12 protein-coding genes are annotated in these 16,098 nt (G+C 65.6%); 8 read left to right on the top strand and 4 right to left on the bottom strand.

Features of this window, described 5'->3' with window-relative positions; all coding sequences use genetic code 11:
• Nucleotides 1-12: 12 nt before the first annotated feature.
• The 7 genes from LG306_RS02380 (at nt 13) to LG306_RS02350 (ending at nt 9,158) form a co-directional block, all read left to right on the top strand.
• On the top strand, nt 13-3,237 hold the full coding sequence (locus LG306_RS02380) for a CusA/CzcA family heavy metal efflux RND transporter (RefSeq protein ID WP_312734880.1): 3,225 nt from the start codon (nt 13-15) through the stop codon (nt 3,235-3,237).
• Complete coding sequence (locus LG306_RS02375; protein WP_312734875.1) at nt 3,234-3,839, top strand: cation transporter; 606 nt, start codon at nt 3,234-3,236, stop codon at nt 3,837-3,839. Before LG306_RS02380 ends, LG306_RS02375 begins: the two co-directional genes overlap by 4 nt.
• On the top strand, nt 3,836-4,447 hold the full coding sequence (locus LG306_RS02370) for a methyltransferase (RefSeq protein WP_404417866.1): 612 nt from the start codon (nt 3,836-3,838) through the stop codon (nt 4,445-4,447). Before LG306_RS02375 ends, LG306_RS02370 begins: the two co-directional genes overlap by 4 nt.
• An 11-nt stretch (nt 4,448-4,458) precedes the next feature.
• The gene (locus LG306_RS02365) at nt 4,459-4,590 is read left to right on the top strand and encodes a hypothetical protein (protein WP_312734866.1); all 132 of its coding nucleotides are present in this window, start codon (nt 4,459-4,461) and stop codon (nt 4,588-4,590) included.
• A gap of 9 nt (nt 4,591-4,599) precedes the next feature.
• On the top strand, nt 4,600-7,188 hold the full coding sequence (locus tag LG306_RS02360; protein WP_312734863.1) for a heavy metal translocating P-type ATPase: 2,589 nt from the start codon (nt 4,600-4,602) through the stop codon (nt 7,186-7,188).
• Nucleotides 7,185-7,610: a DUF305 domain-containing protein gene (locus tag LG306_RS02355; RefSeq protein ID WP_312734860.1), complete on the top strand. Its 426-nt coding sequence runs from the start codon at nt 7,185-7,187 to the stop codon at nt 7,608-7,610. The genes LG306_RS02360 and LG306_RS02355 overlap by 4 nt, the downstream gene beginning before the upstream one ends.
• A gap of 423 nt (nt 7,611-8,033) precedes the next feature.
• Entirely contained in the window at nt 8,034-9,158 is a 1,125-nt protein-coding gene (locus LG306_RS02350) for an acyltransferase (protein ID WP_312734858.1), read from the top strand.
• Nucleotides 9,159-9,278: 120 nt separating this feature from the next.
• Here LG306_RS02350 and qatD read toward each other — a convergent pair whose 3' ends face one another.
• Genes qatD through qatA form a run of 4 tightly spaced genes read right to left on the bottom strand, consistent with a single transcriptional unit; the run spans nt 9,279 to nt 14,241 of the window.
• Nucleotides 9,279-10,034 (bottom strand): Qat anti-phage system TatD family nuclease QatD, encoded by a 756-nt coding sequence (qatD, locus tag LG306_RS02345; RefSeq protein WP_312734855.1) that lies wholly within the window; start codon nt 10,032-10,034, stop codon nt 9,279-9,281.
• A 9-nt stretch (nt 10,035-10,043) separates the two neighbouring features.
• A complete protein-coding gene (qatC, locus tag LG306_RS02340) occupies nt 10,044-11,396 on the bottom strand; it encodes a Qat anti-phage system QueC-like protein QatC (protein ID WP_312734854.1) in 1,353 nt (450 codons plus the stop codon).
• Nucleotides 11,393-12,286: a Qat anti-phage system associated protein QatB gene (qatB, locus tag LG306_RS02335; RefSeq protein ID WP_404417859.1), complete on the bottom strand. Its 894-nt coding sequence runs from the start codon at nt 12,284-12,286 to the stop codon at nt 11,393-11,395. The genes qatC and qatB overlap by 4 nt, the downstream gene beginning before the upstream one ends.
• The gene (gene qatA, locus LG306_RS02330; RefSeq protein ID WP_312734851.1) at nt 12,286-14,241 is read right to left on the bottom strand and encodes a Qat anti-phage system ATPase QatA; all 1,956 of its coding nucleotides are present in this window, start codon (nt 14,239-14,241) and stop codon (nt 12,286-12,288) included. Before qatA ends, qatB begins: the two co-directional genes overlap by 1 nt.
• A 480-nt stretch (nt 14,242-14,721) precedes the next feature.
• Between qatA and LG306_RS02325 the strand changes: the two genes are divergently transcribed.
• Nucleotides 14,722-16,083, top strand: a complete 1,362-nt coding sequence (locus tag LG306_RS02325; protein ID WP_354042554.1) for an integrase arm-type DNA-binding domain-containing protein — start codon at nt 14,722-14,724, stop codon at nt 16,081-16,083.
• The last annotated feature ends 15 nt before the right edge of the window (nt 16,084-16,098 follow it).

Below are 16,098 nucleotides of genomic sequence, written 5' to 3'. Positions count from 1 at the left end.
GGGGGCGATCGCATGTTCAAATTCATCATCGAAGCCTCGGTCAAATTCCGATGGTTCGTGGTTCTCGCAACGGCCCTCGTCTCGGCCTGGGGTCTGTTCCAGCTGACCAAGCTGCCCATCGACGCCGTGCCGGACATCACCAATCGGCAGGTCCAGATCAACACCATCGCCCCGGCACTCGCGCCCGAGCAGATGGAGCGGCAAGTCACCTATCCGCTTGAAACCGCCATGGCCGGCATTCCCGGCTTGCAAAGCACCCGCTCCCTGAGCCGCAACGGCTTCAGCCAGGTCACGGTCATCTTCACTGACCAGACCGACATCTACTTCGCCCGCCAACAGGTGGCCGAACGGATGGCCCAGGCCCGGGAGAACCTGCCCGAAGGCGTCGAACCGGGTCTGGCCCCGATTACCACGGGGCTGGGCGAAGTGCTGATGTGGACGGTCGACTACAAGCCGTTCAACTCCCAGAACCTCGCCAAACCGGGTGAGCCCGGCTGGCAGGTTGGCGGCGCCTATCTGACGCCGGAAGGGGAGCTTCTGACCACGCCGCAGGCGCGGGCCACCTATCTGCGCACCGTTCAGGACTGGATTATCGCCCCGCGCATGCGCACGGCGGCCGGCCTGGCCGGTGTCGATGTCAACGGTGGCTATGTGAAGGAGTTCGCCGTCCGCCCCGACGCGGCGCGTCTCGCCAGCTATGGTCTCGGCCTCGGCGATCTGATCCAGGCTCTTGAGAACGCCAACACCCAGGCGGGCGCGGGCTATGTCCAGCGCTCGGGTGAAGCCCTGACCGTGCGCACCGACGCCTTGGCCCAGACCATTCCGGATCTGGCCCAGGCGCCCGTCGTCAACCGCAACGGTCTCGTCGTCCGGGTCGCCGATGTCGCCACCGTCGAGGTCGGCCAGGCGCCGCGTCTCGGCGGCGCGAGCCGCGACGGCCACGAAGCGGTCATCGGCACCGCCCTAATGTTGGCGGGCGGCAACAGCCGCACCGTCGCCCAGGCCGCCGCCGAACGTCTTGAGGAAGTCGGCGCCAGCCTGCCGCCGAGCATCGTCGCCGAGCCGGTCCTGAATCGCAGCGCGCTGGTCAACAAGACCATCGCGACCGTGGCTCGGAACCTGACCGAGGGCGCGCTGCTCGTGATCGTGGTGCTGTTCCTGCTGCTTGGAAACATCCGCGCCGCGAGCATCACCGCGCTGATGATCCCGGTCAGCTTCCTGTTCGCCATCATCGGCATGAACCGGTTCGGGATCAGCGGTAACCTGATGAGCCTGGGCGCGCTGGACTTCGGCCTTCTGGTCGATGGCGCGGTCATCGTCGTCGAAAGTACGCTTCTGATGCTATCGCAGAAGCGGATCGAGGTCGGTCGGGCGCTGACGCGCAAAGAGCGCCTGGGCGTCGCCGGGGCCGCGGCGATGAAGATGGTCAAGCCGGCCGCCTTCGGCCAACTGATCATCCTGCTCGTCTTCACCCCCCTGCTGATGCTCGAGGGGGTCGAGGGCAAGACCTTCATTCCGATGGGCGCCACCGTCATGCTGGCCCTCGTCGGGGCTTTCATCTTCTCCTTCACCTTCGTGCCGGCGATGACGGCGCTGCTGGTGCGTGAGCCCAAGAAGGTCGACGTGGACGAGCACGGTCACGCGCACGAGCACGAGACCTTCATCATCCGCTGGGTCCGCCGCTGGGCCGAACCGGCGATCCGGGCGGCCGTCAGCCGTCCCAAGATCGTCCTGATCGCGGCGCTGGGCGCGCTGGCGGTGGGCGGCGTCGCCTTCACCACCCTGGGCCGGGAGTTCATCCCGACGCTGGACGAAGGCGACATCGCCATGCAGGCGCTGCGCGTTCCGTCGGCCTCGCTGGAACAGTCCCTCGCCATGCAGATGGCGATCGAGCGCGCCATCGCGGCCCAGCCGGAGGTGGAGACCATCTTTGCCCGAACCGGCACCGCGGAGGCGGCCGTCGACCCGATGCCGCCGAACATCTCCGACGCGGTCATCATCCTGAAGGACCGTAAGGAATGGCCGGATCCACGGTTGGAGAAGGAAGAGCTGATCGCGCGGTTCGAGGAACTGGCCTCGGCCCAGCTGGGCAACAGCTTCGAGTTCAGCCAGCCGATCGAGCTGCGGTTCAACGAACTGATCTCGGGCGTCCGGACCGACCTCGCGGTCATGGTCTATGGCGATGACTTCACCCAGCTGCAGGCCTCGGCCGACCAAGTGGCGAATGTCCTGCGAAGTACCCCGGGCTCGGCTGATGTGCGGGTCGAACAGGCCTCCGGCCTGCCGACCCTGACGGTCAGCGTCGATCGCTTCGCGGCGGCCAACTACGGCCTGTCCGCGGCGGAGGTCTCCAACGCCGTTTCCGCAGCCATCGGCGGCGCCGAGGCGGGGCAGATCTTCGAAGGCGACCGTCGCTTCGACGTGGTGGTCCGCCTGGCGGATGAGGTCCGCAACGATCCGGCGGCGCTCGCAGCGCTTCCGATCACGACGACAACCGGCGTCACGGTGCCCCTGTCCTCGGTCGCCCGCATCCAGATCGCGGAAGGCCAGAACCAGATCAGCCGCAACGACGGCAGCCGGCGCATGGTGGTCCAGGCCAATGTGCGCGGGCGCGATCTGGGCGGCTTCGTCACGGACGCCCAAGCGCGCGTGCAGGAACAGGTTCAACTTCCGGCGGGCTACTCCCTGACCTGGGGTGGCCAGTTCGAGAACCTGAAGCGGGCCGAGCAGCGGCTGGGTCTGGTCATCCCCGTCGTCTTCATCCTGATCGGCATCTTGCTGTTCATGGCCCTGGGCTCCTTCGCGGAGGCCGGTCTGGTCTTCGCCTGCGTACCCCTGGCCTTAGTCGGCGGGGCGCTGGCCCTGCTGTTGAGGGGCATGCCCTTCTCGGTGTCCGCAGCGGTCGGCTTCATCGCCGTCTCCGGCGTGGCGACGTTGAACGGCCTGGTCCTGATGCAGGCGATCCGCGAACGACTCCAGGCCGGAGCGGAACCCATGGTCGCGGCCATCGAGGGTGCCTCCAGCCGTGTGCGGGCGGTCCTGACCACGGCCCTGGTGGCGATCGTCGGCTTCATCCCGATGGCGATCGCCCACGGAGCCGGCGCCGAGGTGCAGAAGCCTCTGGCGACCGTGGTCATCGGCGGTCTGTTGACCGCAACGGCCCTCACCCTCCTGGTCCTCCCCACCTTCGCGGCCAAGGCTGTGAAGCACCGCGCCGCGGAAGGACTGGAGGAATGAGCGGGGCCCACGAGACGGAGCAGGTCCAGCGCCGCATCCTGCTGGCGGTTCTGGCCCTAAACGCTCTGCTGTTCGTGGGCCTGGGAGTCGGCGGCCTCGCCGCCGACTCCAGCGCCCTGCTGGCCAACGCCGTGGACAACGGATCCGACGCGGCCGTCTATCTGATCAGCTTCCTCGCGGTCGGCCGGGCCCTGATCTGGAAAACCCGCGCGGCGCAGGTCTCCGGCGTGATGCTGCTGATCTTCGCGGTCCTCGTCCTGCTCGACGCCCTGCGCAGGACGCTGACCGGGACGGAACCGGTCGGCCCGACCATGATGGTCCTCGCCGTCATCGCCGCGGTCATCAACCTGATCTGCCTCATGCTCATCCGCCGCCAGCAGAGCAGCGACGTCAACATGAAGGCCGCCGAGACCTTCAGCCTCAACGATTTCGCGTCCAACGGCGGTATCCTCGTCGCCGGCGGTCTGGTGATGTGGCTGGACCAGGCCTGGCCCGACTTGGTGGTCGGCGTCCTAGTCGCGGCCATCGCGGCCAAGGGGGGGCTCGACATCCTCGGCGACGCCCGGGCCGCGCGACGCGACGGACCGGAGGCGGACGCATGAGCCCGCCCCTGATCGACATCGCCTCGGTCCAGCGTTGGCGGAAACTCTTCATCGGCGCGGCCCTGTTCGCCCTGCTGGCCTGGACCGCTCTGGTGCGAGCGCTGCCCGGGCTCGAACACCCGGTCGAGCATCTTGGCATGGTGGCGATCATGGTCTGCGTGCTCGGACGCGCCTGGTGCTCCCTCTATATCGGCGGGCGCAAGAAGCAGGAGATCGTCACCAGCGGACCCTATTCGCTGTGCCGCAATCCGCTCTACGTCTTCAGCGTCATCGGGGCCTTCGGGGTCGGCGCCCAGACCGGCAGCCTCAGCGTCGGCCTCGCGTTCGCCCTGGCCTGCTGGGGGGTCTTCCTGATCGTCGCGAGACGCGAGGAGAGTTACCTGGGGACCGCCTTCGGCGAGACCTACCGGGCGTATTTCGAGCGGACCCCGCGCTTCCTGCCCGATCCTCGCCTCTGGCGGGATGAGGCGGAGCTGTCGGTCCGCCCGTCGTTCTTCCTCAAGACCGTCCGCGACGGCCTGGTCTTTCTCCTGGCGCTGCCCGTGTTCGAGGGGCTGGAGCGCCTCCAGGCGATCGGCTGGCTCGACGCCGTCGTCGCATTGCCCTGAGGAGGTGCGAGGTGAACCGCAAACGTCTCGTCACCCTGCTCAGCGCAATCTTGGCCCTCGCCGCCTTCGCTGCGGGCGCAGCCATGCACGGCGCCGGTCTTCTCATCCCCGAACGCTCCAACCCTACCCGCGACCTCCCCTGAGGCCCGACCATGCCCAAGACCCTCCGGCTCAATATTCCCGTCCTTCTTCCCCACGCGCCTGACGCCGAGGACGGCTGCGTGGGACGTCTGATCGCCCTCATGCGGGCCGAGGCGGGCGTGTCGGAGGCGCATCTGGTCGAGGGCGCGGACGGCGCGGAGCTCTGCATCCACTATGATCCGGACCTGCTGTCGCTGGCCCAGGTCAGACGGCGGGCGCGGCAGGCCGGCGCCGAGGTCAGCGAGCGGTTCGGCCACCTGACGGGACGGGTGCAAGGCGTCCGGCATGCGCGCCACGCCCGCACGCTCGCGGCCGAGCTGGGCGATGAAGCCGGCGTCATCGAAGCCGCGCTGGATCCGGCGGGTGCCTTGCGTCTGGAGTTCGACAGTCAGGCCACGAGCCGCGAGAGATTGGTCGAGCGCCTGGCGTCTCTTGGTCTCAAATTGCCGGAGACGTCGGACGTCGCCGGCCCATCGGCGGCTGTGGGTCCGGCGCCGCAAGCGGCCCGGAACGCGGCGTCGGGTCATAGTCCGGACGACGGCCACGATCACGGACACGCTGAGGGCGATGGACACGACCACGGCCATTCCGAGGGCGACGGCCATGACCATAGCCATGGCGGGGTGCTGGGGCCGAACACCGAGCTGATCTTCGCCGTCGGGAGCGGCGTCGCCCTGACGGTCGGCTGGCTGATCGAGAAATTCGTTCCGGCCCTCCCGGAGGTGCTGCCGTTCGCGCTCTTCCTGATCGCCTACGCCCTGGGCGGCTGGTTCACGGTCGGCGAAGCCATCGAAAACCTGCGGCGCAAGCGGTTCGAGATCGACACCCTGATGCTGGTGGCGGCTGCCGGCGCGGCCGCGCTGGGCGCCTGGGCGGAGGGGGCGTTGCTGCTGTTCCTGTTCAGCCTGGGGCACGCGCTCGAGCACTACGCCATGGGCCGCGCCAAGAAGGCGATCGAGGCGCTGGCGGCCCTGGCGCCGCGCACCGCCCATGTGCGACGCGGCGATCAGGTCGTCGAACTGCCCGTGGAGCAGCTGGAGATCGGCGACCTGGTCGTCGTCCGGCCGAACGAGCGGTTGCCGGCCGACGGCTTCGTGATCAAGGGCACGTCCAGCGTCAACCAGGCGCCGGTCACCGGCGAGAGCATCCCGGTCGACAAGCAGCCGGTCGCGGACGCCGAGGAGGCGCGGGCCAGGCCCGCATCGGTCGCGTCGTCGTCGGTGGTCTTCGCCGGCACGATCAATGGCGGCGGCGCGATCGAGATCGAGACGACGCGGCGCTCCAACGACACGACCCTGGCCAAGGTCGTCCGGATGGTCAGCGAGGCCGAGACCCAGAAGTCGCCGACGCAGCGCTTCACCGACCGATTCGAGCGCGTCTTCGTCCCCCTGGTCCTCGGTCTGGCCTTCGTTCTCCTGTTCGCCTGGGTGGTCGTCGACGAGCCCTTCCGCGACAGCTTCTACCGCGCGATGGCGGTGCTGGTGGCGGCGAGCCCCTGCGCCCTGGCCATCGCCACGCCCAGCGCGGTGCTGTCCGGCGTGGCCCGGGCGGCCCGGGCCGGGGTCCTGGTGAAGGGTGGGGCGCCGCTGGAGAACCTCGGCGCGCTGGATGCCATCGCCTTCGACAAGACCGGAACCCTCACCGAAGGCAAGCCGCGGATCACCGATGTCGTGCCCTTCGGCCAGACGACCGAAGACGAGCTGCTGGAGATCGCCGTCGCCGTCGAACGGCTCAGCGACCATCCGCTCGCGGAGGCGATCGTCCGGGATGGAAGCCAGCGCCTGGCGACCGCGCCCGCGCGAACCGCGACGGATCTGCGCAGCCTGACGGGGAAGGGGGTCACCGCCCGGTTGGAGGGGAAGGAGATCTGGATCGGCAAGCCGGAGATGTTCGGCGCCGACGGCATCGCGCCGCTGGGCCCCGATACGGAGATCGCGGTCGCCGCCCTGCGCAACGAGGGCCGCACCCTTATGGTGGTGCGGCAGGGGAACAAGGACCTCGGCGTCATCGGACTTCTGGACACGCCCCGGGCGAAGGCGCGCGAAACGCTGACGGCGCTGCGCGCGCTCGGCATCCGCCGGATGATCATGATCTCGGGCGACCACCAGAAGGCCGCCCAGGCGGTCGCCGGGCAGGTTGGCTTGACCGAGGCCTGGGGCGACCTGATGCCGGAGGACAAGGTCGAGGCCATCAAGAAACTGCGGTCGGAGGCCAAGGTCGCCATGGTCGGAGACGGGGTCAACGACGCCCCGGCGATGGCGACGGCGACCGTGGGTGTCGCCATGGGCGCGGCCGGATCGGACGTCGCTCTGGAGACGGCCGACGTCGCCCTGATGGCCGACGATCTGTCCAAGCTGCCGTTCACCGTCGGCCTCAGCCGGCAGACCCGCCGCATCATCCGCCAGAACCTGTTCGTCAGCCTCGGCGTGGTCGCCTTCCTCGTCCCGGCGACGATCTTCGGGCTCGGCATCGGTCCGGCGGTCGCGCTCCACGAGGGATCGACGCTGCTGGTCGTCTTCAACGCGCTGCGTCTGCTCGCCTGGCGGGGTCCCGAGAGGCCGCGTGAACTCGTGAACCCAAGCACAGGAGAACCCCTATGAAACGCATCGGATGGGTCAGCGTGATCGCCCTCTTCCTTCTCGTCTCGATGTTCGGCTTCGGAATGTTGTCCCGCCAAGCCGCGAGACCGTCCGCGACCGTCGCGGTCGATGCGCGACCGATCGATCAGCACGCCGGCCACAGCGACGCGGCGGCCGACAGCCCGGCGACCCGATCCTTCAAGGAGGCGAACGCCCGGATGCACTCGGCCATGGAGATCGACTACAGCGGCGACGCCGACGTCGATTTCATGCGGGGCATGATCGCGCACCACGAGGGCGCAGTCGCCATGGCCAGGATCGCGCTTGAGCACGGCTCCGATCCGGAGGTTCGCGGCCTTGCCGAAGAGGTCATCCGGACCCAGGAGGCGGAGATGGTCCGCATGCGGGTATGGCTGGCCACCCGCGCGAGCCAGCCGAACTAGGCCGATGGGCTCAAAGCGTTCCACGATCCACAGCCGGGCACCCCGCTGGCGTCCAGGCAAATACCGCGCCCGGGGCCGATCCAGGCGCCCCCGTCCGCCGGCGCCGTTCCGCCCGATCCGGGACACACTGATCGCGGTGGGGGTCAGCCTGACGGCCGCTCTCGTCGTCTTCTGCGTGGCCGTCCCCTTGGCGACGACCTATCGGATCCCCCTATACGTCGCATTCGGCGGGGTGATGCTGCCGTTGAGCGCTCTGACGTTCCGTATGGCGGCAAAGGACCCTACGGGCCGGCTGATGGCCGTGATCATGGCACTGGTCTGCCTTCTCGCATCTGCGGCCTTGTACGTCGGTCGCGACCAGATCAGCCTCAACCCCCACAGGCACACCGTCTCAGGCGACGGCGGTTCTGTCGGGTCCGACGGATGACGGTCGGGGAGGCGACCACGCGGGCTCCGGTTCGGATCGCGCGCGGGGGATGGCTCGACGTCCTGCGCTTCGTCGCGGCCGCCCTGACCATCCTCTACCATTTCCGCGAGGCCGCGCCCGTTGCGCTCGGCGAGGTTCATCCCGTCTTCGACCGTGGCTACCTGTTGACGAACTTCTTCATCATCGACTCCGGCTACGTCCTCGCGCGCATCTACGGGGAGGGATTGGCCAACCGCACCCTTCCGCTGCCCGTCTATGTGCGCCAACGGCTTCTTCGCGTTGCGCCATCCCATATCGTCGTCATCGCCGCGCTTGCGCTGCTAGTCGCGACCGCCGCCGCTGTCGGAATCCGTCCCAGCAACCCGCAATGGTTCGCCTGGCCCGAGCTTCCGGCCCAGGTCTTCCTTGTCCAGGCTTACGGCGTCCCCGGCGGGCAGGGCTGGAACGCGCCGACCTGGACGCTGTCGGCCCTGCTGGGCTGCTATCTGGCGCTGCCGTGGATCTGCAGGGCGCTCTGGCGCCTCCGGCCCTGGCTCGTGATCGCGGGCGTCGTGGTCCTGCTCCTGGCGGCGGATGGGGCGAGCCGTGCGTGGTTGGGCGAACCTCTCTACCGGCTTCCGCTCCGTCACGGATTCATCCGGGCGCTGCCCCTGTTTCTGCTGGGTGTCGCGGCCGCGATCCTGGGCGCGCGCGTCTGGGTCCCGCCAGTCCGTGCGGCGTGGATCGGGCTCGCAGCGTTCGCGGGTCTGATCGCGGCCCAAGCCGTGTCCGATCTCGCCCTGGTCTCCCTTCTCCTGCTCACCCTCATGATCTGGGCCGCCGGAGCCCTGCCCGTGGCGCGGCCGTCGCGCCTGATCGAGCAGCTCGGTCTCATGTCCTTCGCCATGTTCCTGACCAACGAAGTGACCCGGATCGTCTGGTTTGGCGCGTTCGACGCCTTTGGCCAGGCGGCCTGGCCGGCGACCGTTCGCTGGGGCGTCTGGACGCTGGGTGTCGCCTCGGCGTTTGCGGCGGCGGCGATGTTCCGATACGGCTTCGATGGCCCAGTGCAAGCTTGGCTTAATCCGCCGCGGCGAAGACCGCCGCAGCCGGGCGTGAGTTCCCATCGCCCAATCGCCTGAAGGGTGTGTCGCCGATCCCCCTCGACGGCACCATCCGCATCGCCCCGAAATAGAGCGATCGCCTCGGCGGCAGACGCTGCAGTCAAGGACCGGGAAGGTGAAGGGATATGGACGCGGTGGTTAGCCTCCTGATGTTAGTATGCACCTCAGGTTACAGAGCAGCAGTTCGGCGACAGCCTCATGTGGTCGCCCGAGCAGTTGAGCTAGTTGGGCGACCGCCGCACTTACATCGCTCGGCTTCGCCGGACGGTTCTCACGCTTCGTGAAGGGGCCGTCTGTCTCGGTGAGAAGTCGATCTAGCGGGAGGGTTCGCACCAGTTCCGCATGCTTCGTGCTCGCGAGCATTTCGTGATTGACCGAGAAGTAGCAGCCGAGATCGACGGCGCGTCGCGCCTCGGATTGCGAGCCCGTGAACCAATGCATCACCGCCGTGCCGCGCCGCGCCGGAAGATGCTGTTCGAGCATGTCTAGAACGGTCTTGGCGGCGCGGATGCTGTGTATGGTGAGCACCTTGTCGCCCGCGCGGGCGCACGCCGTGAGCACGCGTTCGAACACGGCTTTCTGCGCTTCAAAGGAGCGATAAAAGCGTGGCCCGGCATCTAGGCCGACTTCACCGACATACCGAGTCTGAGGAAGAAGTTCTTCCCAAAGGCCGATTTCCTGGGCGCGTTGCCCGACCAATTGCGGATGCAAGCCGAGCGCCGCCCGGACGTATTTCGTGTCCTTGGTCAGCTCATGGTTTCTGGTCCAGGCCTTGGGCGTCGTCGTCACGGCCAAGGTGAACACGCGCTCTCGCTCACAATCGGCAATCGCCTGGACGTGATCCGGGTAGAGGTCGAGGTGACAGTGAAAATCGATAAGGGCGTGGGTACTCATTGCGGACTACTAGCCGGGAACGGTTTTCACGCCATGCAGCAATTTCCCGACTTCCTCCAATCCGCGACGATAGACATCGGCGAGTTCGTCCAGACGAGCCGGGTCATCGCTTAAGGGGCCCGGCTTATGGATCAGGAGTTTCGCCAAGGTCGGGCGTGCCTTGAGGCGGTCGAAGGCGAGTTGGAACGAACGGGCTTGAACACCTTCGGCCGTTTTCGTGTCGAGCGCCTGGGCCTTCAGATCCGGGACGCCGTAGGTCGTGGTGTCGCCCTTGGACAGCGAAGCGCGGCGGATAAGGCATGGTAGGCAGTAGCCGCAGTGCCCTTGCGGCTTCTTCGACCACCTTCCCTTGCTGGGCGAGGAACACGAAAGCGACTTGGGGGCGAGACTCTTCAAGGTGGCAGGACCGGAACATTCGCTGACCATCTCGCCCTTGGTCTTGTTCCAATAAGGATTGTCGACGGACGCTTGGAGACCGAGTGCGGCCAACAGCTCGTTCCACCGTGCCATGTAGAAGGGATGGGTCGTTCGCGTACTGAGGGCGCCGAGCCGTAGAGGATCGAGTGGCACGTTCAGCGCAATGAGCCCGTTCTCCGGAACTTTGAGCGTGAACGGCTTGTCGAGCGCCGTCCCGGCGGCGATCCCGAGCGAGAAGAACAAAAACGAACGGCCGCGGGTCGTCTCCTCGGAGTCCACGTTGTCCACGAGGCCTTGATCGAACGCCATCCACATACGCAGTCGGTCGAACGAAGCCTTCGGATAGGCGGCTTTGAGGCCGTCGAAGCATTGCTCTTGGGATTTGCTCACGAGCCCTTCGCCGGCGTGGCTGACGAGCAGGGGCTTCTCTTTAGCTTCCAAAGTATCGATCGCACCGATGAGGCTATCGAGACCGCCCGAGAAGAGGCTCACCCCGTCGAATGGTGGCGGGATCAGGCTCGCATCCATCGGAGGTACGATGGTGTCGAAGTCCTTGGGGCGCGACCTGAACCCGATCTCCCAGCGATCACCTGTTAGGAAATCCAGAGCTCGCTTGAGGATCGGTGCTGCCCCAGTCCAACGAGAAGGGTCGCTTACGGGGACGACCAGGCGGAGTTCCCGCGTCCAGCCGTCTTGAGATTCCGAGCTTCTGGAAATCCGCGTGTCGGCGGCATGCACATGCGCAGCCACGACGAGGAGATCGGCACCGATCTCGCTTGGTCGTAGGCCAAGCGCCCTGAGGTCGTCGAAGGCGCGTCCTATGCCGTGATCCACCCGTTTGCCGAAGGTCAGTAACTGAAGCGAAGATGCGCTCTCGTCGCCAGCCTTCGGGACGTTCAAGGTATCCGTATCGCCGAAGCGACCGATGAGAACGTGTCGACTCATTTGTCCGCCTCCGCGTCTCCGAGGGTCTGAAGGATCGCGAACGCGGACTGATAGACGCTTGTGACGAAGGTCAGCGTGCGGTCTATCGTCAGCGGCTGCGAGGTGTCTCGTTGTGCGGTGTTGAGCGCGTCGCTGACGCCGCGCTGGATGAAGTCGCGCAGCTGCGATTGAACTCGTTGAGCGGCGCTGACGTCGGCGGGCATCCGAACGGTCTTCAAACCGATATCGTTGCACAGCCGGGCCTCGATGGCATGGGTCGCATAGAGTTCGAAGACGGTTTGAATCTGCTCGGTCGTCAGTCCGTCGATATCCGTGATCCCGGCATTCGATAGATCGGCAATCGTCTCGATGAATGCATCGCGTGCGATGCCCTCATCGATGGTTCCGCCCTCGGGGCAAACATAGTCGGCAAGGCCGATGAAGACCTCTTCAATCGGGCGTCCCGCCAAGGCTTCCAGATTGAGAGATTTCAGTGCTTCACGGGCACCGTTGGCCTGGGCGTCGCTGAGGAAGTTGACGAGCTTCGCGGCTGAGCCTCGCGACGAGCCCATCCGCGCCGCTGCCTGCCTCGATCCGCCGGACGCGGTCGAGACATATTGCGAGACCGCGCGGCCCAAGCTCCGACGGTCGGAGCCGCCGGAGCTCGCGAACCGTGTTAGGTTGCTGCGTGCGGAGGTGTATCGGTTGGAGGATGCCAAACGTGGCGTCGGTTGCGCGGTCGGGGCGGCCGGGACTGACGGCGCGGGCGTGCCGTCAGCGGGAGATGCGCCATCGACAGGCTGCGTGCCGTCACTTGGTGGCGTTCCACCGCCGCCAGCGCCGTCATCCAACCAACTCGGCACGAGGGGTGTCGCGCCCGAAGCGCCGCCGAATGAGCTCGAGGTACCCATTATCGCGGCCCTCCCTTGCGCGTGCGCAGCGCCGCCGATGCGGTCGCCTTAAGCATAGCCGACTTGGAGCCGGACCAGCGTTCCAGAAGCTTGTCGAAGCGGGCCGTCGCGTTCGCATCCTTGATGATCGCCTCCCAGCCGCCAGCGACCCACGGCCCGCATCTGTCTCCGGGCAGTGCTTCCAGAAGGTCGAGGAGATTGCCCTGAAGGGCCGGATGCGCGCGGACCAAGACGCCAAGCCCGGCGACGCCCGGGGGTTCGGTGTCAAAGGAGTCGCCACCGACGATCCGTCCGCGAAGTGCCTCGAAGACTTGTGCGGCTTCCGCCGGGACCAACTCTTTAAGCTCGCCCTCGAAGCCTTGCACCTGCAATTTCGGGCCCAGCAGCTTTTCGACGACGGCGGCCAAGCGCCCGAGGGCGGATGCCGACCCGAAATAGTCTTTTCGATCCTTCGTGACGAAGAGGTACGGCCTGAGATCGAGCTTTCCGATCTCGGGTGGAAGGTTCGCCCACGTACGGATAGCGTCCGCCGCTTTCCATTCTGCGAGAGTGGGACTTTCCTTGCTCGGGGTAGTCGGGGCTCTGTCTCCTTCTTCCGTCTTCGACTTGGCGCGACCAGCCTTGGGCTTTTCCTTCTGCGAACGGGCGTCAGCTTCCAGGGCGGCGAGGTCTTCGCATTTGCCTTCCGGGTGCTGAGCTGCGGCGCTCGCGATCTGATCAAACAGGCGCGACATGAAGCGCTCCGCCAACATCAGCTTGGCGAGAACGGGCAGGTTCACCTCATCGCCGAAGCCTCTCGCTGTAGCGGTCTGGTGACGGAGCAGGAGGGTGTTCAGAAAGCGCTTGATCTGCCTGGGATTGCCCTGCGTGCCGCTGGCGAGGATCGGGCCGATTTGATCGCTCAGAGCCAAGGCGGTTTGAACCTTCGCGGCGGCCTGATCGCCGAGGGCGATCTTGACCGTCTGGGCGTCTAGACCTGCGGCTTGCCACGGCCGTTTGAGAATCTCACGGGCGGCACCGATCAGCTTTTGATAGGCGGAATCGTCGTCGCCCAGCTCTGCACCGACCAAGAGCAACGTGACGTAAATCCGGGTCTCGGTTTCGCCCAGAGCCGGGATGCGGAACGGAATCTGGATAAGCTTTTCGAGATAGTTCCGCGCGTAATCGCGCGGTCCCGTCGTATCGGGCAACTCCGGAAAATGCTTGCGCACGGAGTATTCAATCATGGCTTCGTCGGCGGCCACGACGAAGGCGGTCCGGTCTGTGAAAACGAAGAGGCGAATCGCCTCCAAGGTCTCGATCGCGGTATCAGGGAGGCAACGATCCAGATCGTCGATCAACACCACCAGTTGGTCGATCCCGGCCTTGTCGAGGAGGTCGTCGAACGCCTTCCGAAAGGCGTCTATCTCTTCGGGCACGTTCTTGGATTCGCCCGGTTTGAACAGACCTTCGACGCCGTCGATGGCCTTGTCGTAGTTCTCCTTAGTCGCCAGCGCGGAGGGGTTGTCGAAGATCCCTTTTAGGGTTCCGACGACCGCGCCGATCTGATCCGGCGTGGGTATGCCCGTGAACGCCGTGAATGCGAGCCCACCCGAATGGCGGGCTACCTTCAGCCAATCGATCCGACGGAAGATGTCTTTGACGGCGTCGCCGGCCTTAGTGAGGAGCGGCCGCTTCTCGATAAGGCCTGTAACGATGCCCTCGATCAGGGCGATCTTCGCATCCTCGAATCCCTGGAAGCGCCAGCCGTTAAATTTGATGCAGAGGACCTTGTCGTTGGACGCCAGGCCTGCGTCTATCATTTCGAGAATACTGGACTTGCCCGCGCCCCAATCACCGTGAACGCCTATCGTGACTGGACGGTCTGGACGCTCCCGAAGGAGTTCAACGATAGTAGCTGCGATCGCCTCATTGTTGAGAAGATCGACCTTCGTCTCGTTGTCGGTCAGTATCACCCTCAGCGCCCCCGCCAAATCTTCCCGGATCAGAGCGCGTCCGTTTATTTGCCGTCAGGCATCGGGCTGCTCATTCTGATCTTGGCCAGAGTGTGGTCATTGCACTCTTTGCGCGCAAGAGCTGTGTCGGTAGCCCTCCTCGCAGACTTATAGTCCTATGCCATAAGCGGACGCTCCCAACGTCCGCCACGAGCCTTGAGTCGCGTTAGTGAAACAGGAGTCAAGTTTCCGGAAACCGGACAACCAGGGAGGGAATGGCGCACCCGACAGGATTCGAACCTGTGACCTCTGCCTTCGGAGGGAATATCGCTGGCTCCGCCAAAAAGCGCAAGGAGCCGCCGATGACCGCCTATCCTACTGTAAAACCTAAACAATTTGCATTTTGCCTCCGCCGAACCTACTCTTCTGTTCGCCACAGTTTTCGCCCGCGTGCTTACGTGGTGCTTACGCGAGAGGAAGCAGTAGGGTCGGAGGAAGCCCATGTCTAAGCTCACAAAACGCGTCGTAGACGCCGCAGAAAGTCGCGCAAAAGATTACGTCATATGGGACGATGAACTGCCCGGCTTCGGCCTCCGCGTGTTCGCGTCCGGCAAGCGCAGCTACGTGATCCAGTATCGGCTCGGCAAGCGGTCGCGGCGCTTCACAATCGGATTGCACGGAGTCTGGACGCCTGAGCGCGCGCGCCAGGAGGCAAAGGTGCAGTTGGGACGGATCGCGCAGGGCGAAGATCCGGCTGAAGAGAAGCAGCTCGACAGCAAGGCGATCACCGTCAAGGAGCTGTGTGAGCTCTACGTTGGCGATCTGAAAGCCGGCCTCATCCTCGGCAAGGGAGGCCGCCCCAAGAAAGCCAGCACCATCCTGTCCGACACGGGGCGCATCGAGCGTCACATCATTCCCTTGCTTGGAACACGCAGGGTCAAGGATTTGGTGAAGGCGGATATTACGAAGGCCCTGAAGGACATCATGGCCGGCAAGACTCGCTGCAGCGTCAAGACGAAGAAGCTTCGCGGCCGTGCCATCGTGCGTGGTGGAGCGGGTACGGCGACGCGCACGATAGGGCTCTTTGGCGGGATACTGACCTACGCAGTCGAGGCTGGCATCATCGATCTGAATCCGGCGCACGGTGTCAGGCGGCCGAAGGACAACGTCCGGGCGCGGCGTCTGACCGAAGCAGAATATCGGCTGCTCGGCGAGATATTGCATAAGGCGGCCAAGACAGAGAAATACGAGCTATCAGTTGAGATCATACGCCAGCTCGCGCTCACCGGATGCCGGCGGACTGAGATGGTGACGCTCGCGTGGGCGGAGGCGGACACGAGCGCGAGTTGCTTGCGTCTGGTTGACAGTAAGGAGGGAAGCTCCATCCGCCCGATCGGACTCCCTGTCGTCGAGTATCTCGAAGCAAGTCGGAGGGCTCGCACAGGCACGTACGTGTTTCCCGGACACGGAGACGACAACGCGTTCGGAAGCCTTCCGAACCATTGGGAGCAGATATTCAGAGATACGCCGCTGGCCGACATCACCCCGCATGTCTTGCGGCACAGCTTTGCCAGCATCGCAAACGATCTCGGCTTCACGGAGGTGACGATCGCCGCTCTCGTTGGACACTCAAAGGGCTCGGTCACCAGCAACTACATACACACGCTCGATACAGCGCTTATCATGGCCGCCGACACGATCGCCGGTTACATCCAGGGCTTGCTCGACGGCATCGAGTTCAAGCAAACGGCCTACGCCGTGGACCGCGACTCTCGCCGCGCTGCACTCGCTCGTTTCCTTCAACAAGCCTCGGCGCCGGATGCCGGCGAGGCGCAAAACGAGCGGCCACGCGCCGCTGCGTAGCAGGCAAGGTGGCGG

It is taken from the genome of Brevundimonas vesicularis (assembly GCF_044807075.1).
Lineage (GTDB): Bacteria > Pseudomonadota > Alphaproteobacteria > Caulobacterales > Caulobacteraceae > Brevundimonas > Brevundimonas vesicularis_G.
Note: the sequence above shows the minus strand (reverse complement) of the source record. Positions and strands in the feature narration are given on the sequence as shown.

Coding starts and splice junctions, on each gene's coding strand:
- LG306_RS02380 (WP_312734880.1), top strand. CDS start 13: ATGTTCAAATTCATCATCGAAGCCTCGGTCAAATTCCGATGGTTCGTG.
- LG306_RS02375 (WP_312734875.1), top strand. CDS start 3,234: ATGAGCGGGGCCCACGAGACGGAGCAGGTCCAGCGCCGCATCCTGCTG.
- LG306_RS02370 (WP_404417866.1), top strand. CDS start 3,836: ATGAGCCCGCCCCTGATCGACATCGCCTCGGTCCAGCGTTGGCGGAAA.
- LG306_RS02360 (WP_312734863.1), top strand. CDS start 4,600: ATGCCCAAGACCCTCCGGCTCAATATTCCCGTCCTTCTTCCCCACGCG.
- LG306_RS02355 (WP_312734860.1), top strand. CDS start 7,185: ATGAAACGCATCGGATGGGTCAGCGTGATCGCCCTCTTCCTTCTCGTC.
- LG306_RS02350 (WP_312734858.1), top strand. CDS start 8,034: ATGACGGTCGGGGAGGCGACCACGCGGGCTCCGGTTCGGATCGCGCGC.
- qatD (WP_312734855.1), bottom strand. CDS start 10,034: ATGAGTACCCACGCCCTTATCGATTTTCACTGTCACCTCGACCTCTAC.
- qatC (WP_312734854.1), bottom strand. CDS start 11,396: ATGAGTCGACACGTTCTCATCGGTCGCTTCGGCGATACGGATACCTTG.
- qatB (WP_404417859.1), bottom strand. CDS start 12,286: ATGGGTACCTCGAGCTCATTCGGCGGCGCTTCGGGCGCGACACCCCTC.
- LG306_RS02325 (WP_354042554.1), top strand. CDS start 14,722: ATGTCTAAGCTCACAAAACGCGTCGTAGACGCCGCAGAAAGTCGCGCA.